Consider the following 17,794-nt stretch of genomic DNA (forward strand, 5'->3'; position numbering starts at 1 on the left):
GTTGGATATACATGCCCGGGCCGCGGGGTCTTCGCGAAAAAGAGGATCGGTTAAGGAATGACCCGTTGCTCCTCCACAGGAGCCTCCGGCGTCACGTTCTCCATGAGGGTCACGTTCTCTTCAGAGGTCACATTCTCCACCGGAGTTACGTTCTCCACGGGAGTCACGTTCTCTTCAGGGGTCACGTTCTCCGGCGGCAGGAGATCCGGCGGCATCAAGACCATGTCAATGACGTGGACGACACCGTTCTCGGCCGTAAGATCGGAGACGACGAGGGTTGCATTCCCTACCGTGAGGTTGCCGTCGGCCGTGCTGACGTTGAGGCTGTCCCCGGTGAGGGCCTCAAGAACCGTCTCGTTGGTGGCGTTCGCCTCCCCCATCAGGTCTTCTGCGGTGTAGTTCCCCCTCACTACGTGGTGCAGGAGCAGGGTATCGAGCAGCTCCGTGTCGTTCAAGAGCGTAGCATAGGTCTCGTCATCAAGAGCCTCGAACGCGGCATCGTTCGGAGCAAAGACCGTGTACGGCCCGCCGGCGGAAAGAACCGTCCGCGTGAGCCCGGCCATCTCGACGGCATCCGCAAAAGAGGTCAGGTTCTCATCCCCGGCAACCAGATCGGCAAGCATCATCCCCGCCGGTTCCTCCTCTGTTGCATTCCCGTTCTCCTCGACCATCATCCCCTCCGGGACGACGATGACGACACCCTGCATGGGTGTCCGCCGCGTCGAGGCGTTGAGCGTACAGCCGTACGGGAATGTCCCCGTATCGGCAAACGAGTAGTTGAACGTCTCATTCTGCTCTATCGGCCCGGAGTCGAAGACCTCGCCCGTGCTGGTGACGGTATGGCTCACCTCATCGTAGTTCGTCCAGGTCACCGTTGTATTGCTCTCGACCGTGAGCGAGGCGGGGATATACTCCCCGCCGCGTATATCGACATCGGCGGTCGCCGCGAGAACCGGCAGGGCAACGAGCCCGATGGCCAGGACGGCTGCGATCCCGAGGATGGTTGAATTCATTCTCATGCAGTCTCACCACATTTAAGAGTCCTGGCAGGGAGAACAGCCGGGACCATCCCGGAAGAGAACCAGGATGATTCGGCACCGCTCGCCGCTGCCACGGGAGGAAGAATAAGCACGCAATTATATAAGTATTGCCATAAAATTCCGGGACCGGCACCCCCGGCGGTCTCTGCCTCGCAAGCATAGGAGTCTAGGGGAACAGGCCGCTCAGAACGGCCCGTCCTGTTCGAAACTCCTCTTCATCCTGATGGCGAGTTCCGCCCTGGAGAGCTCTTTTCCAAGGTAGGCGGCGTGATCGAGCCGTGAGAGGCTTGCGTTTGCAAGAAGCGCGTGAAAGACGTCTTCCCACCGCTTCCCCCGCACGGCACGACCATTATGGACCGCGACGATCCAGTCCTCCTCGACACCGATGCGGACGCATCCCAGGGGATCGTAGATGATCTCGTCCGGCACGGGAAGCGCATCCTCGATGCTCTCGTACTCAAGCGGAGGTTCCCGCCGCCGCCGCTTCTCCTTCAGGACGAGAAGGTCGAGCCCCAGGTCTTTGGGATACGGGCGACCGGTCATGAGGGCCATCATCTCGGTTGCCCGCCGCATCTCCGCGACCGAACCTCGCGTCTTGTCGCTGTGCTCGCTCGTAAAGACGACAGCGGCCCCGACCTCGTGCGCCATCCCGGCGAGGAGGGCATTTGCCCCCGGAGAGTCGGCATCCAGCAGTTCCACGACGTTGCCCGCCCCGAAGAAGAGCGGACGGGAAGCGTCGGAGAACCCGGCAAGTGAGTCCGTCAGCCCGGAACCCGCGGGCTGGAGGAGGGGATCGGCGATCAGGCAGCGGATTCCGGCTTCCCGTGCTGCCGCAAGGTTCTCTTCAAGCGTCCGCTCACGCGGCACCACGACCGCCGCCGCTCCAGCCTCCGCGACCGCCCGGCCGACGGCGGGGATATTCCCCTCGTGCAGGGAGAGCACAAGGTCGGCGCGGAAGAGTGCCGCCGCGATGAGATCGGGGTCCTGCGTATCGACGGCGAGCGGCCCTTCGACATCAGCGAGGAGCGAGAAGCACCGCGCGACATCGCCGGGGGTCGCGTCGAACCCGAACCCCAGGTCGACGATATCGGCTCCGTCGGTAAAGAACCGCCGGACGTCGGCGAGGAGATCGTCGCGCTTCTGCGCATCCATAATCTCCGCGAGCACCTTCATCCTCGAACCCCCGCCGACCTTCACGCCGCGGACGATGAACTCCGCCTCCGCCTCCCCTTCCCGGATCGCCACCTGCCGGCAGGCCTCCTCACGGCGGGTCTCCGCGAGGAACTCATCGGCGGGGACGGTCTTTGAGAGGGGTGCGGCCTCCAGCACCGAGAGAACCGGCACGAGATCGGCCGCATGGCGCGGGCCGCGGTAGACCGGGACGCCGGTCTCGCGCTCGACGTCGGCAAACGACGCGGTGCACATCCCGGAGACGATCGCCATGTCGTAGTTGCCGCCGGCAAGCAGTCTCCGGAGTTCTCCGGGGGCAAGAAACGATGCAATTTCGCCGGTGACCACCACATCGATCTCGTAACGATCGGAGAAGCGCCGGGCCGCCGACTTCACGATGCCGACCGTTGCCGATCCGGTCGGGAGGAGAATGTGCATACACTTCACTTATTATTCAGAGGATGACAAATAATCTGATCTCATGCTGCGGTGCGATCTGCATGTCCACACGAAGTTCTCCAAGGACGGAGAGAGCAGTGTGGAAGAAATTCTCCGGCGAGCGGAGGCGGTCGGCCTCGACGCCATCGCGATCACCGATCACGATACGGTGGAGGGTGCCCTCTACGCCCTCGATTGCGACACCTCCGTGACCGTGATCCCGGGCACCGAGGTCTCGACGAAACAGGGCCATCTCCTCGCACTCGGCATCACGGAACCCCTCCCGGACGGTCTTGACTTCTTCGAGACCGTCGCCGTCGCACGTGTGCGGGGTGCTCTCCTGATCCTCCCGCACCCCTACCACCGCTGGCGCCACGGTGTCGGGAGGAGACTCGCGGCCGGTATCGGCGCGGTGGACGCGGTGGAGGTCTTCAACAGCCGCTACATCACCGGGTCGGCGAACCGGAAAGCCGCAGTCATAGCAAAGAGGTTCGGGAAACCCGGCGTTGCCGGGAGCGACGCCCATAACGCCCGTTATGTCGGGTTCGGGGTCACCTACGTCACGGCCGAGCCCGATGCTGCCTCCATCCTCGCCGCGATCCGGGAAGGCCGGACGATGGCGGGAGGGAGGATGACCCCGCTTCACACCTACACCCGCCAGTCCATCAAGGGCGCCCTCCGTAGAATCCGGCGGACGGTACACCGATGAACCTGGCGTTCCGCTTCTCGTATTTCGGCGACCGGTTCTTCGGTTCGCAGATGCAGCCCGATCTCCCCACCGTGGAGGGAGAGTTCATCGGGGCCTGCAGGCATCTCGGGCTCTTCGAAGACTGGAGGGAGGCCTGCTTCGCCACCGCCGGCCGCACCGACCGCGGGGTGCACGCCCGGTGCCAGGTCTGTTCCTTTTTGACCGATAAGCCGGAACTGGCTATCGAGGCGCTGAACAGGGTGCTCCCGGCGGACATCTGGTGTACCGGGTGGGCCGAGGCCCCGGAGGGGTTCCATCCACGGTATAGCGCCGTATCGAGGACATACCGCTACTACTTTGTTGCCCCCGGCGATGTCGCTGCCATGCACGAAGCGGCACAGGAGTTCGTCGGGCGGCACGACTTCTCGGCGTTCGCCCGTGCCGGCGACCGGAACCCCGAGCGGAGGATCCTCGCGTCACGGGTCTTGATCGACGGGCGGTTCGCCGTATTCGAGGTGACGGGCGAGAGTTTCCTCTGGAACATGGTCAGGTGCATGGCGACTGCGCTCGGACGGGTGGGAAGGGGCGAGGCTGAAGCCACCGAGATCGCACGGCTTCTTGCCGGGCCGGCGGAGCAGAGAGTCGCCGCGGCACCCCCCGAGGGGCTGATCCTCTGGGATATCGATTACGGGATTCCCTTCACACCGCTTTCGATCGACGCCAGAAGCAGCCGGTATCTGGACGACCGTCACCGTTACCACGTCCTCATGGCGGAGGTCTCCGCACACCTCACGTCGGATCTCCGGTAGGCCCGACACACCCGGAATATAATACTTCCCAATGAAGCACAATGCTTCAGAGGGGATCGGGAAACCGACCCACCATATTATCGCTGCTTTGAAAGGATCAGGCCACAGGCGATGGATCTTCCGGAAGCGGTGCGGCAGGGGAAAAAAGCCGTTCCGCCCATCATCCTGAATCGCTTCACTTAACTCTTCCGGAAATCGACATCCGATAGAAGCGGACATCGCCGGAATCACGATGTGAGGAGTTCCTCCCCGCCCCCGGCAGGAGCTGGCGGCCATTCCCCTCCGGAAAGAAACATTTTAATAGTAAGACACGGGGCTAGGAGCCCCTTAGTAAGCAATATCCAATTTACTTTCGAAATAAGTTTAGCATTTTTACTTAATAATAACCTATTAATATATGCCAGCACAGTCCCGTTTCAGTACGTCAAGAGGGGAAAGTGGATGTACGACAAGGATCCGGTTCGGGCGAGGCCACCCGCTCACCTCGAGGGGTGTTTCGCCGAAGAAACAACTGTGCCGTTGCCGCAGTACTTAGATGCAGAGAGAGACAGATGGATCGACCGACATATCCCCCGGAGCGTCGGGCAGGAGAGCGCGATAGACGTCCCGGCCGTCCGCTGTGAGGTTCAGGAGCAGGTCAACCCCCTGAGGACGCCCGTGGCCCCGGGGAACCGGCGAGTGGTGAACGAGACCACCGAGGGTTCCGCCGTTGTGACCCGGCGGCCGAGCAGGATGCGGACGCTTGCGGCTATCCCCTGTCTCGACGAAGAGGTCGCGATCGGCTCCGTCGTCCTCCGGGCCCGGCAGCACGTCGACGAAGTCCTGGTGATAGATGACGGGTGCACGGACAACACCGCAAAGGTTGCCCGGGATGCAGGGGCAACCGTCATCTCGCACGGAACCCAGAGGGGGAAGGGACAGGGGATCAAGAGCGCTCTACGGTATGCTGTCGATCACGACTACGACTGCCTGGTCTTCATGGACGGCGACGGCCAGCACGACCCCGGGGAGATACCCCTCCTGATCGAGCAGATCCGCGCCGATACCGCCGATCTCGTCATCGGCTTTAGAACCTTCGACCAGATGCCGTTTTACCGGCGGTTCGGCCGGGCGGTACTCGATGTCGTCTCCAGTAACGGAAGTTCGATAACCGACTCGCAGTGCGGCTTCCGGGCACTGAACAGAAAGAGCATGGAATCGATGCTCGGAACGCTTCGGATGGACGATTTCTCGACGGAGTCGGAGATGCTCCAGATCGCCCAGGAGAGACGCTTGCGTATCGGGGAGACACCGATAAACTGCAAATACGGTGATTTCGATACATCCACAAAGAACCCCCTCTCTCATGGAATGGAGGTGCTCGGCTCGATATTCTGGCTTACCGTGGAGAGAAAACCACTTCTCCACATAGGTCTGCCCGGGCTTGCCGCGATGCTTGCCGGGATCTTTTTCTTCCTCCAGTTCCTCCGGGGATTCAGCGAGACCGGTCTCGTTCCGATCGAACAGGGCATGCTTGCATCGATCTTCCTGATCCCGGGGACCGTCGCACTCATGCTGGGCCTGGCGCTTGCCCTCGTTGCAAGGGTGCGGAAGTGAACAGGGTGAATTATACGATGCAGAGGAGGCATGAAGAATGATTGGAGTGATACTCGGCACGCGGCCGGAGATCATCAAGATGTCCCCCGTCATCAGGGAGTGCGAACGCAGAGGTATTGACTACTTCCTCCTTCATACCGGGCAGCACTACTCCTACGAGATGGATCGGCTCTTCTTCGAGGAACTCGAACTCCCCGAACCGAACTACAGCCTCGACGTGGGTTCCGGCACCCACGCTGGCCAGACGGCGAAGATCATGACCGGTGTCGAGGACGTCCTGGTAAAGGAGGCTCCCGACGTCGTTCTGGTGCAGGGGGACACGAACACCGTCATGGCCGCGGCTCTCGCGGCATCGAAGTTGCACACGAGGGTGGGGCATATCGAGGCAGGGCTCCGGAGTTTCAACCGCTGGATGCCGGAAGAGATCAACCGGGTGCTCACCGACCATATCTCGGATTACCTCTTCGCCCCGACGGAGAGCGCGAGAGAGAACCTTCTCCATGAGGGGATCGCCGAGCGGAAGATCTGCGTGACCGGTAACACCGTCGTCGATGCGGTATACCAGAACCTCGGCATAGCCCAGAAGAAGAGCAACGTGCTGAAAGAACTCGACCTCGAGCCCCGTGAATACTTCCTCGTCACCGCCCACCGGCAGGAGAACGTGGACAACCGCACGAGGCTCAAAGAGATCTTGAAAGGGCTCGAAGGGGTGCAGAAGGAGTTCTCCCTGCCGGTCGTCTTCCCCGTCCACCCGCGGACCGAGAAACGGATCAAGGAACTCGGCATCGGCGTCGACGGGCTGAACCTCACCAAACCCTTCGGGTTCCTGGAGTTCCTGCAACTGGAATCGCAGGCGAGACTCGTGCTGACCGATTCCGGCGGGGTCCAGGAAGAGGCCTGCGTTCTCGGCGTCCCCTGCGCTACGATGCGTTACGACACGGAGCGGCCCGAGACGCTGGACGTCGGATCGAACGTCCTGGTCGGTGCCGACTCAAGAAAGATACTCGAAGCGGTTCGTTCCTTAGAATCCTGGAAATGCGGATGGAAGAACCCCTACGGCGATGGAATCGCCGGAAAAATGATTATCATGGTCTGTGCTGCCGCACGGTCCCAATGATTGCCCGAGGAGAATGCACATGAAGATCTGTGTACTGGGATTAGGATACATAGGATTGCCAACTGCACTGTTGTTTGCGGCTCACGGAGCGGATGTTGTAGGCGTCGACGTGAAGCAGAGCGTGGTGGATTGCCTGAACCGTGGGAGCCTGCCGTTCGCAGAGCCGGGGCTCGAAGACCTGTATAGCGAGGCTAAAAGCCGGTTCCTCGTCAGAACCGAACCGGAGGCTGCGGACGTCTTCCTGATTGCCGTGCCGACACCCCTGGATCCGGCAACGAAAGTCTCCAACCTCGCCTACGTCAAGAGTGCCGCCGACATGATCGCCCCCCATCTTCGCAGAGGGAACCTGGTCGTCCTCGAATCGACCGTTCCTCCCGGAACCAGCGAACGGGTCGTCATCCCGCGGCTCGAGAAGAGAGGCGTTGCCATCGGGGACTTTTTCTACGCCCACTGTCCCGAGCGGGCGATACCGGGGCGAACCCTGCAGGAGATGCCGGGCAACAACCGCATCATCGGCGGCTACGACCGGGACTCCACCGACCGGGCGACCGCGATCTACCGGACCTTCGTCCGCGGGCAGATATACCAGACCGATACGAGGACGGCGGAGTTCGTCAAGTTGATGGAGAACACCTGCCGCGACGTGAACATCGCGCTCGCAAACGAGTTCGCCCAGCTCGCGGAAGAGTGCGGGATCAATGTCTGGGAGGCCATCACCCTCGCAAACAAGCACCCCCGGGTCACCGTCCTCAACCCCGGCCCGGGTGTCGGGGGGCACTGCATCGCCGTCGATCCCTGGTTCCTGACCGAGAACTCGACCCGGTGCAGGATGGTCTCCACCGCACGGGAGATCAACGACTCCATGCCGAACTACGTGCTGCATGTTGCGCGCGGCCTGCTCGCCGGCGTCCGGGACCCGACGATCAGTATCCTCGGCGTCGCCTACAAGGGCAACGTCGGCGACACCCGGGAGAGCCCGGCGTTCAAGTTCATCCAGCTCGCCGAGAACGAGGGATACGCCGTCCGGTGCCACGACCCGTATGCGGCGGAGTTCGCACACCCTCTCATGAATCTCCCGGAAGCGACCGCAGGGAGTGACTGTATCGTTATCCTTACCGATCACGACTGCTTCCGGGGACTCGATCCGGCAACGCTCCAAGTGAGGAACAAACTCGTCATAGATGCCCGGAACATCCTCGACCACGAGAAGTGGACAGACCAGGGCTTCGCCGTCCGGGTGCTGGGGGACGGTTCATCGGTGCAACAGACGGTTCCGGGAGATATCGCGGCCCCGGCAGGGCTGTATTCCGCAGGCGCCGCACGGTCGATCGCATCCTCATCGCCGCCGTCCATATCCTTGCTCTCTCCGAACGGGCGGGAGGGCTTCCTTTAGGCCTCCTGTTCAGGTTTCGCAGGGCAGGGATCGCCGACCGCGCCCCCCCACGACCCCATTCAGATACTATGAGGAGTTGCATGAAACAGGTATGCATCGTATCGCAACACTTTCCGCCGGAGAAATCGGGAAACGCATCACGCATCCACGACACCGCCGCGCACCTTGCAAAACTGGGTATCGGCGTGACCGTGCTTGCGCCGCACCCCACGTTCCCGACCGGCTCGTTCCCCCGCACCTGGAGACGCTCGGACGTGCAGGAGGTCGACGGGATCCGGGTCGTCCGCCTCTGGACATGGCAGCCGGGCTCCGGTGATCCGGGGTTTGTTAGCAGGATGGCCTACTACCTCTCCTTTCCCATCCACGCCGCACTCTGGCTCCTCTTCACCCGGAACCGGTTCGACGCAATCATGACGTCGGCGCCGCCGCTCTTCACCGGGATCCCGGGGTACGTCCTGAAACGGACATCACGGGTGAAGTGGATCCTCGATATCCGCGATCTCTGGATCGATGCATCGATCGGCCTCGGGTTCCTCAGAGAAGGAAGCCTCTACGAGAGGCTGAGCCGGAGGTTCGAGCAGGCCTGCCTTGACCGGGCGGATCTCGTCGGGGTCACGACGGAGGAGCTCGGGCGGAGGATCTCGTCGCGCTACCGGGTTACGGCGCCGATGGAACTGATGCCGAACGGCGTCAACACCGACTTCTTCTATCCCGCGAACGGCGGAAAGAAACGCCAGATCATCTACGCCGGAAACGTCGGGCACGCCCAGGATCTCGATAAGGTGGCCCTCGCCGTCAAGTCGATGAACGGCACCTACAACCTGAGGTTCGTCATCGTCGGCGACGGCGACACGCGGGAGAGCCTTGAAGCGCTGGTGAAGGCGGAGAGCCTGACCGACTCCGTCATCTTCACGGGCACCCTTCCGCGCGAGGAGATACCGCGGCTGATCTCCGAATCACTCGTGGGGGTTGCGCCCTTGAAGAGGCTCGCGAACCTTGAGTACGCCGCCCCCACCAAAGCCTACGAGTACATGGCCTGCGGGATACCCTTCGTCGGCTGCGGAAACGGTGAGATTGCCCATCTCGCGAAGGAATCGGGTGCGGGGGTCATCGCCGAGAACACGCCGGAAGCGATCGCCGCGACGCTTTCTGCGCTCCTCGACAACCCGGAGGAGATGGAGGAGATGGGCCGCCGGGGCAGGGAGTACGTCGCGGAACGCTACGACCGGCGATCGGTCGCCCTGAAACTGAAGCAGTGTATCGAGAGGATGACATGGACGGGCGTGTAAGATCGCTTCTTTCCCGCATTGCCGGGGAGGTTCGGGCGCTCGCCGTCGTCGACGGCGAGACCGCATACATCCGCGACCCGGTCTTTCCTGTCATCCGGAACCGCGTGCACGCCGAGGTCGCAAAAGCGATGCTCCGTCTCGGGGGTGATCCGCTCGTGGGTCCGGTCCTGAACTATGCCGTAGGGTGCCAGAACCCGGACGGATCCTGGAACGAGGTTCACGTCAACTACAACGAGCCTTCGGCTCTGATCACGGCGTTCATCGGCGACGCGCTCCTGGAAGCGGCGGAGCCGTATCCGCACGAGGAAGCACTCCGAAAGGCCCGGGACTACGTCCTCGCCGCCGAGAGGAGCCCCGGGTGCTTCCTGAAGTCCCGGGGATACACCGCCGACCACCTGAACGTCGACGCCTCCTGCGGGGCGTTCCTCGCCCGATACGCGGGGCGCTACGACGACGAGGAAGCCCGTGCGGCCGCGCTGCGGGCGGCGGAGAACGTCGTCAGCCACCAGCACCCCGGCGGCGTCTACCCCTACGCGGTCGATAAAGGGACCTATCCTTTCGTCTTCGATCTCCCCTGCGTGCACTACCAGGGGGTGACGGCTTACTACCTCGCAAAGGCAAACGACGTCTTGTGCGACGAGCGGATCGACGAGAGCATCGCAACGGGCATGCGGTGGCTCGCGAACGCCCAGCGCCCCGACGGGCGGTTCGACTGGTCAAAGAGCGGCCTCTCCTTCGCCTACTGCCTCTCCGGGGCGTACGCGTTCGGCCTTGCCTCGTTCGTCTACGCCTCGCGGGCGGACGAGCGCTACCGGGAGCACGCCGACCGCTGCCTCGAACGGCTCGAGCGGGACGTGCAGGGACTCGCCCCCCGGTGGGAGCCCGGCTCCTGGCCCGGTCTCGTCCCGTCCATCGCCACGGCGGCGAAGGCGGCGTCGCTCGGGCACTACCCGTTACAGCACCGGGCGTTCCGGTTCGGCTACGGCATGTACCGCGAGATCGCCCGCCGCCGGTACGGCAGAACTGCAGAGACACGGTCGTTCGAGGCCCTCTGCCGGCTGCTCCGGATCCGGTCATCGACCGTGGAACCGTCGAATAACTTCCCCGATCTCTTCATGACCTCGGAGGTGCTCGACTGTCTCAGCCAGTCGGGCGTATGGGAGAACCACGCATGAAACAAGTATTGCTCGACCTGCAGTCAGGGTCCATCCAGGTGGAGAACGTCCCCGTTCCCACCGTAACGAGGGGGGTCGTCGTCGAGAACGCCTATTCCCTCATCAGCGCCGGCACCGAGTCGTCGCTCATCAATCTCGCACAGCAGTCGCTCGTCGGCAAGGCAAAGGCACGCCCCGACGACGTGAAGAAAGTCCTCCAGAAGGTCGGAACGGACGGCCCTCTCTCGGCCTACCAGCAGGCGATGAGCCGTCTCTCCAAACCCGAACCGCTCGGCTACAGTTCTGCGGGCACGGTGGTGACGACGGCATCCGACGAGTTCGAGGTCGGCGACCGCGTCGCCTGCGCCGGGGCCGGGTATGCGGTGCATGCCGAGTACGTCTCGGTGCCAAAGAACCTCTGCGTCAGGATCCCCGACGGCGTCGAATTCCGGGAGGCGGCGTTCACGACCGTGGGAGCGATCGCGATGCACGGCGTCAGAAACGCGAACGTCACCGTGGGCGAGAACGTCGCGGTGATCGGGCTCGGGCTGATCGGGCTTCTCACCGTCCAGATCCTCAAAGCCGCGGGGTGCCGGGTGATCGGGATCGACATCGACCCCGAAAAACTCGCGCTTGCGGCTGACCTCGGCGCGGACGTCGCTTCAAACTACGACGGCCTCTTCGAGAGGGTGCGGGCGTTCTCGCCGTTCGGGGCGGACGCGGTCATCATCACCGCGGCCACTAAATCAAGCGCACCCATCGAGGCCGCCGGCCGCCTGGTTCGGGATAAGGGGAGGGTCGTGGTCGTCGGGAACGTCGGCATGGATCTGCCCCGCGACGTCTTCTACGAGAAAGAGGCGGAGGTCGTCGTCTCCCGATCCTATGGCCCCGGCCGCTACGACAGGAACTACGAGGAGCGGGGGATCGACTACCCGATCTACGTCAGGTGGACGGAGAAGAGGAACATGGAGGCGTTCCTCGAACTGGTGCGGCAGAAGAAGATCGATCTCGACCGCCTGATCACGCACACCTTCCCGCTCGACGACGCGCCGGGGGCCTACGACCTCATCAACACCGGAAAGGAACGGTTCATCGGGGTTCTCCTGCAGTACAGCCCGAACGGTTCGGGCGCCTCCGGCACCGTCGTCAGCCTCGCAAAGCCCGGCGCACGGAAGCGCAAGGTTCCGGCCGCGGCCCGGACGCTCGGGTGCATCGGCGCAGGGGTTCACGCCCAGAGCGCCCTCTATCCCCTCCTGCCGAACCTCCCGGTGAACCTCGGGGGGCTTGCGACCGCGACGGGACTCTCGGCGCAGACGGTCGCAAAGAAGTACGGCTTTTCCTACTGCACCACCGACTACCATAAGATCCTCGACGATCCCGATATCGACGCGGTGATGATTGCGACGAGAAACGATCTCCACGCGCCGATGGCGATCGACGCGCTCTATGCCGGAAAAGACGTCTTCGTGGAGAAGCCGCTCGCGACCGATATCGAGAGTCTCCGCCGGATCGTCGAGGCCAGAAACGAGTCCGGGCAGCGGCTGATGGTCGGGTTCAACCGCCGCCACTCCCCGCTTGCGGTGAGGATGAAGGGGTTCTTCGCAAACCGGGCAACCCCCACCGTCATGCACTACCGGGTCAACGCCGGGCAGATCCCGCCCGAACACTGGGTGCACGACGACGAGCAGGGCAGCGGGATGCTGATCTCGGAGTGCTGCCACTTCATCGACTTCATGCAGTACATCACCGGTGCGCGGCCGGTTCAGGTCGTCGCCCGGGCGATCGAACCGACCGGAACCATCCAGAAGTACGACAATTTCCAGGCGACCCTGACATTCGACGACGGGTCGCTCGGCACCGTCACCTACACGACGCTCGGCGACCGGTCCTACCCCAAAGAGACCGTCGAGGTCTTCGCCGGCAACGCTGTCGGGAGGATCACCGACTTCCGCGACCTCGAACTCCGGCGGGAGGGGAAGGCATCGAGGGAGAAGCGGTGGCTCACCCAGGAGAAGGGGTTTGCCGAGGAACTCCAGGCGTTCGTGAAGGGCGAGGAGCCGGACTTCGCCGGAAGCGTCGCGACGACGCTCGCTACATTTGCTGCATGGGAGTCGATCGATACCGGGGCGGCGCAGGAGATCGATCTCGGGCGGGTGGGGTTGTAGGACTGTCCCGGAGGGGCCCCCCACCGACCCCTTCGTCAGGCTCTGTTGAACTGTTACCCCTGCTCACTTTCGTATACGTCCACCAACCAATCTCTACCCGGCTGCATCATCCGCACGTAACGATGCATAATTCCTGTTCTATGACATTCCGTGCATCACACCAACCAAATCGTGTTAATTGCGCCCGGTGTATAGTGTCACGTTATTTTAGAGTTTGATGCATGAGACGTAACGCCAATAACCGCACGCGCAGAGGGCCAGGAGATCTCTAAATTCAAGATGGCGAAAAGCACTAGCACGGATGTATTGGGAGTATCACCGCACCTCGCACCTGGCGGTGCTCCCGCTCCGGCCGCTCGCTACGCTCACGCCCGTCGCGCAAAAAAAACACCCGGGGAGAGCCCGGGCCCCCCGCCTGATACCGGCTCAGCGTTTACAGAGACGAAATCCGGGTGTTCTGGATATACGCCAGCTGTTCGCTGATTCGCTCCGGGATCGTGCGGGCATCCTGCCCCATAACGGCCTCATGCCACTCCTCCCGGCACGAGCAGTCCAGTCCGTCGAACTCCGACGTATCGAAATGGGAGTTGTAGCGCTGGATCGCTTCGGTGATCTCGGTATCGCACTTCCCGCAGTTCCGGGCCCAGTCGAGCGACTCGACCGAGTAGTTCCAGGGGCTGACGTAGACGTGGGCACGATCCCCGAACCGCTCCCGGCACTGCTGCAGGAGTTCGACGAGCGTCCAGAGCCACGGCGGGCGGTAGAGATCGTTCTTCCAGAGTTCGTGCACGACGGTGTTCTTCTCGACCGTCGTCACCTCGAGGTCGACGGAGTCGATCCCGCGGGAGACGCAGTAGGAGATGGTCTGCAGGATATCGTCTATCGCCTCGCCTTCGGCGAGGAACGGCGGTTTCACCAGGAGAAGCGGTTTCGTCAGCACGCCCATCCCTCGCATCCTCGAATGGAAGACGTCGAAGTTGTTCGCCGAGAACCCCTTGTTGATGCAGAGGTTCATCACCTGGGCGTTTGCAGACTCGAACCCGAACGCCACCTCGAGCTGCCGCCCGTTTAAGGCTTTCTTCATCCTTGCCACGTGCTCGTCGGGGGAATAATCGATCCTCGATTCGACGACCACCCTCTTGATGTTTTTGTAGCCGTCGATGTACGAGCAGATCTTCTCGATGGCGGCAACCGGCATCTCTCGTTCGTTAAAGATATTGCCGTCGTTGTAGATCGAGACGATCGGGTAATCCCCGAGATCGACGGCGTCCATCACGTGCTCGAACTGCGCAACGTATTCGTCCGCCGAGACCTCCCTGCCCCGGGAGGTTGCACAGTAGAATCCGCACATGGTGCACCCCCCCGTCTTCTCGACCCACTCGCACCCCGTGGAGCGAAGGAAGATGATCAGTCTTCGTATGGGCTGATCGTCGAGATGTCCGATCCGCTCCTCCCACCCGATGGGAACCGTAAAATCGAGGTCTTGTGGAGCGTTTCCATTCCGCTTGCGCAGGCCCCCGGCCAGTGCCCGGATCTCGTTTAAAATGTCATTCTCCGATGAGTGACCCGTGAAGGTCTCTGCGCTGCTACTGCTATCAGGTACGGCCCGATCTAGAATAATTATCCCCCCTGCTCCGGGCATGCGCCCTCATGCCGACGGCACACGTTCCCGGTGACTGTCGCCTTATCTTACCAAGACATACCCCTGATAGGCTTTCGCATATTTAAAGTTTGTCCAATTCGCCAGATTATCGGGTCATGTTTCGGAAAAGGTATTCTCTGACAGGAAATCCAGGAAATCAGGCAGTTCGTTGAGAAGAACCGGATCCCGGCGCCCGCCGTATTTCATCCGGAGGGCGATCCGCTCATCCATAGAACCCTGATCCCGAAGGGGAGAGGTGACAGCATGCCAATTTTTATATACGTTGTTTGGGGGTATACTATCCCGATGCACCGGTGGACGGCCGTCCGGGGAATCTCCCCGGGAAACAGCCGGAAAGAGCCCGGTGAAGACCGGAAAGCAGCGGGGAGAAGAGGCGGGATGACCGTGCGTTTTCGGTACATACGGCAGAAGACCGCACGAGATGGAGAACAACGAGTATGATTCGTCTGGGAGAAAGGATCTGCGGCAGGGAATCGTTCACTACAAAAGCTCTCGGGCTTCTCCCGGCTTACAGCGTCTATCGAAGAACCTACGCCTTACTCCAGGAGTCCCAGAGGTGGAGCCGGGAAGAACTCGCGGCCTACCAGGCCCGGGCGCTCTCGCGCCTGCTCGACCACGCCTACGAGAATGTCCCCTACTACCGCCGGGTCTTTCGGGAGCGCGGTCTCGTCCCGGAGGACATCCAAAGCCCGGAGGATCTCGGACTCCTCCCGTTCCTGACCCGTGAAGACCTCCAGACCAACCTCCCCGACTTAAAAGCCCGGAACTACCCCGACTCTGCGTTCGAGTACGTCACCACCGGCGGCTCCACCGGGATCCCGGTCGGCTTCTACTACGAGAAAGGCGTCTCCCGCGCCCGGGAATGGGCGTTCATGAAGACCCAGTGGGACCGCGTCGGCTACCGGTTCACCGACCGCTGCGTCGTCCTCCGGGGCTACACCATCGAGTCCGCCCGAGACGGTGTCTACTGGAAGAAGACCCTCTGCGGCCGGTGGCTGCTGATGTCCTCCCATCACATGACCGAGGAGACGCTGCCCGCCTACATCGACCGGATCAAGAGGTTCAAACCCCGGTTCATCCAGGGATACCCCTCCACGGCCGTGATACTCGCTCGGTATATGCGGGAGCACGGCATCGAACCGTTCCCGACCGTCAAAGCCATCCTCTGCGGGTCGGAGAACCTCTACCCCTGGCAGCGCGACCTCCTCACCGGGGTCTTCGGGTGCCGCGTCTTCTCCTGGTACGGCAACTCCGAGCAGACGGTGCTTGCCGGCGAGTGCGAGGAGAGCACCCACTACCACATCTTCCCCGAATACGGGATCGTCGAACTGATCGGCAGGAACGGACAGCCCGTCCAGGGCACAGGAGCCATGGGCGAGGTGGTCGCGACCAACCTCACCAACTTCATCTGCCCCCTCATCCGCTACCGCACCATGGATCTTGCCACGGCGGCCGGGGGGCCCTGTTCCTGCGGGCGGAGTTACCCGATACTCGAACGCGTGGAAGGAAGGGTCCAGGACTTCATCGTGACGGGCAAAGGCGAACTCCTCTCCGGGATCGCCATGAACATCGATACCGACGCGTTCGATAACGTTAAACAATTTCAGTTCTACCAGGAGAAGGTCGGAGAGGTCATACTGAATATCGTGAGAAAACCAGCGTTCAGCAAGCAGGACGCGGAGTACCTCTACCAGGAGGTGAGCAGGAGTTGCGGCGACGACGTTCGTATCGCCATCAGGTACGTCGACAACATACCGCTCACCGCTCGCGGCAAGTACCGCTACTTTGTTCAGGATCTGCCGATAAACTTCAGCGACCGCGAAGGGGGGATCGTCGAACATGTCTCTCCCGACCTGCTCGCCTGACCAGGGAGGTATGCATACGAAGACAGGGCTTCATCGATGGGTGTCGCGTGCAAACCCGCTCACCGTCAAAGCACTCAGTCTGGTGCCGTCTTACCACACCTACCGGCAGATGTATGCGCTCCTCCAGCGGTCACAGTGGTGGAGCCGGGAAGAACTCGCGGCCTACCAGTCCCGGGCGCTCTCGCGCCTGCTCGACCACGCCTACGAGAATGTCCCCTACTACCGCCGGGTCTTTCGGGAGCGCGGTCTCGTGCCCGGGGACATCCGGAGTCCTGAAGATCTCGGACTCCTCCCGTTCCTGACCAAGGAGATCGTCCAGGCCAATCTCCCCGACCTGAAGGCCAGAAACTACCCCGAGTCCGCCTTCGAGTACGTGCGGACGTCCGGCTCAACCGGCACCCCCATGGGGTTCTACTACGAGAAAGGTGTCTCCCGCGCCCAGGAATGGGCGTTCATGAAGACCCAGTGGGACCGCGTCGGTTACCGGTTCGGCGACCGTTGCATCGTCCTCCGGGGGCATGTCGTGGACGCAGCGGCGAGCGGCAACTACTGGAGGCGTGCGCTCTTCGGCCGGTGGCTGATCATGTCCTCCCACCAGATGACCGAGGAGACGCTGCCGGACTACGTCAACCGGATCCAGAGGTTCAAACCCCGGTTCATCCACGCCTACCCTTCCACGGCCGTGATACTCGCCCGGCATATGCGGGAGCACGGCATCGAGCCGTTCCCGACCGTCAAAGCCATCCTCTGCGGGTCGGAGAACCTCTACCCCTGGCAGCGCGACCTGCTTACCGAGGTCTTCGGGTGTCGCGTCTTCTCCTGGTACGGCAACTCCGAGCAGACGGTGCTTGCCGGCGAGTGCGAGGAGAGCACCCACTACCATATCTTCCCCGAGTATGGGATCGTCGAACTGATCGGCAGGAACGGACAGCCCGTCCAGGGCACAGGAGCGATGGGCGAGGTGGTCGCGACCAGCCTCACCAACTTCGTCTGCCCCCTCATCCGCTACCGCACCATGGACGTCGCGGTTCTCGGGAAGGACTCCTGCACCTGCGGAAGACAGTATCCCTTGCTCGATAAGGTGGAGGGGAGGCTCCAGGAGTTCATCGTAACCCGGAGCGGGCACCTGATCTCCGTCACCCCCATCAACTACGAATCCGAAGCGTTCGAGAATATACGGCAGTTCCAGATGTACCAGGAGGAGGTTGGCGAGCTCATCATGAAAGTCGTCAGGAAACCGGCTTACACCGAGAAGGACACCCGGCAGCTGACCGCTGAACTCCGGTGCCAGCTCGGTGACGGGGTGAACGTCCACGTCCGGTTCGTCGACGAGATCCCCCGCACCCAGGGCGGGAAGTTCCGGTACCTCATCCAGAAACTCCCCATCTCGCTCGGCGACCTCTGACT

At 62.3% G+C, this 17,794-nt stretch carries 13 protein-coding genes; 10 read left to right on the forward strand and 3 right to left on the reverse strand.

What is annotated here, in order from left to right; all coding sequences use genetic code 11:
* Window positions 1-50 precede the first annotated feature (50 nt).
* The gene (locus tag MCUHO_RS08830) at window positions 51-1,019 is read right to left on the reverse strand and encodes a fasciclin domain-containing protein (protein ID WP_235808227.1); all 969 of its coding nucleotides are present in this window, start codon (window positions 1,017-1,019) and stop codon (window positions 51-53) included.
* A 204-nt stretch (window positions 1,020-1,223) separates the two neighbouring features.
* A complete protein-coding gene (locus MCUHO_RS08835) occupies window positions 1,224-2,648 on the reverse strand; it encodes a dihydropteroate synthase-like protein (RefSeq protein WP_067077035.1) in 1,425 nt (474 codons plus the stop codon).
* A gap of 43 nt (window positions 2,649-2,691) precedes the next feature.
* On the opposite strand from MCUHO_RS08835, the gene MCUHO_RS08840 reads away from it, so the two are divergent.
* From MCUHO_RS08840 to MCUHO_RS08875, 8 genes are all read left to right on the forward strand, one after another.
* Window positions 2,692-3,357, forward strand: a complete 666-nt coding sequence (locus MCUHO_RS08840; RefSeq protein WP_067077039.1) for a CehA/McbA family metallohydrolase — start codon at window positions 2,692-2,694, stop codon at window positions 3,355-3,357.
* Window positions 3,354-4,145, forward strand: coding sequence for a tRNA pseudouridine(38-40) synthase TruA (gene truA, locus MCUHO_RS08845; protein ID WP_067077042.1), 792 nt, complete (start codon window positions 3,354-3,356; stop codon window positions 4,143-4,145). Before MCUHO_RS08840 ends, truA begins: the two co-directional genes overlap by 4 nt.
* 441 nt (window positions 4,146-4,586) lie before the next feature.
* Entirely contained in the window at window positions 4,587-5,741 is a 1,155-nt protein-coding gene (locus MCUHO_RS08850; RefSeq protein WP_235808228.1) for a glycosyltransferase family 2 protein, read from the forward strand.
* A 37-nt stretch (window positions 5,742-5,778) separates the two neighbouring features.
* Entirely contained in the window at window positions 5,779-6,858 is a 1,080-nt protein-coding gene (wecB, locus tag MCUHO_RS08855) for a non-hydrolyzing UDP-N-acetylglucosamine 2-epimerase (protein WP_067077047.1), read from the forward strand.
* Window positions 6,859-6,877: 19 nt separating this feature from the next.
* Window positions 6,878-8,251, forward strand: coding sequence for a nucleotide sugar dehydrogenase (locus MCUHO_RS08860; protein ID WP_067077052.1), 1,374 nt, complete (start codon window positions 6,878-6,880; stop codon window positions 8,249-8,251).
* An 80-nt stretch (window positions 8,252-8,331) separates the two neighbouring features.
* Complete coding sequence (locus tag MCUHO_RS08865) at window positions 8,332-9,540, forward strand: glycosyltransferase family 4 protein (protein WP_067077056.1); 1,209 nt, start codon at window positions 8,332-8,334, stop codon at window positions 9,538-9,540.
* Window positions 9,525-10,715, forward strand: a complete 1,191-nt coding sequence (locus tag MCUHO_RS08870; RefSeq protein ID WP_067077060.1) for a prenyltransferase/squalene oxidase repeat-containing protein — start codon at window positions 9,525-9,527, stop codon at window positions 10,713-10,715. Before MCUHO_RS08865 ends, MCUHO_RS08870 begins: the two co-directional genes overlap by 16 nt.
* Window positions 10,712-12,859 (forward strand): bi-domain-containing oxidoreductase, encoded by a 2,148-nt coding sequence (locus MCUHO_RS08875; protein WP_067077064.1) that lies wholly within the window; start codon window positions 10,712-10,714, stop codon window positions 12,857-12,859. Before MCUHO_RS08870 ends, MCUHO_RS08875 begins: the two co-directional genes overlap by 4 nt.
* 433 nt (window positions 12,860-13,292) lie before the next feature.
* On the opposite strand, the gene MCUHO_RS08880 is transcribed toward MCUHO_RS08875, so the two are convergent.
* The gene (locus MCUHO_RS08880; RefSeq protein WP_153020030.1) at window positions 13,293-14,501 is read right to left on the reverse strand and encodes an archaeosine biosynthesis radical SAM protein RaSEA; all 1,209 of its coding nucleotides are present in this window, start codon (window positions 14,499-14,501) and stop codon (window positions 13,293-13,295) included.
* 458 nt (window positions 14,502-14,959) lie between these two features.
* Here MCUHO_RS08880 and MCUHO_RS08885 point away from each other — a divergent pair, with 458 nt between their 5' ends.
* On the forward strand, window positions 14,960-16,387 hold the full coding sequence (locus MCUHO_RS08885) for a phenylacetate--CoA ligase family protein (RefSeq protein ID WP_067077069.1): 1,428 nt from the start codon (window positions 14,960-14,962) through the stop codon (window positions 16,385-16,387).
* A 10-nt stretch (window positions 16,388-16,397) separates the two neighbouring features.
* Window positions 16,398-17,792 (forward strand): phenylacetate--CoA ligase family protein, encoded by a 1,395-nt coding sequence (locus MCUHO_RS08890; RefSeq protein WP_067077074.1) that lies wholly within the window; start codon window positions 16,398-16,400, stop codon window positions 17,790-17,792.
* Window positions 17,793-17,794 lie beyond the last annotated feature (2 nt).

Origin of the sequence: Methanoculleus horonobensis (assembly GCF_001602375.1) — an archaeon.
GTDB lineage: Archaea > Halobacteriota > Methanomicrobia > Methanomicrobiales > Methanoculleaceae > Methanoculleus > Methanoculleus horonobensis.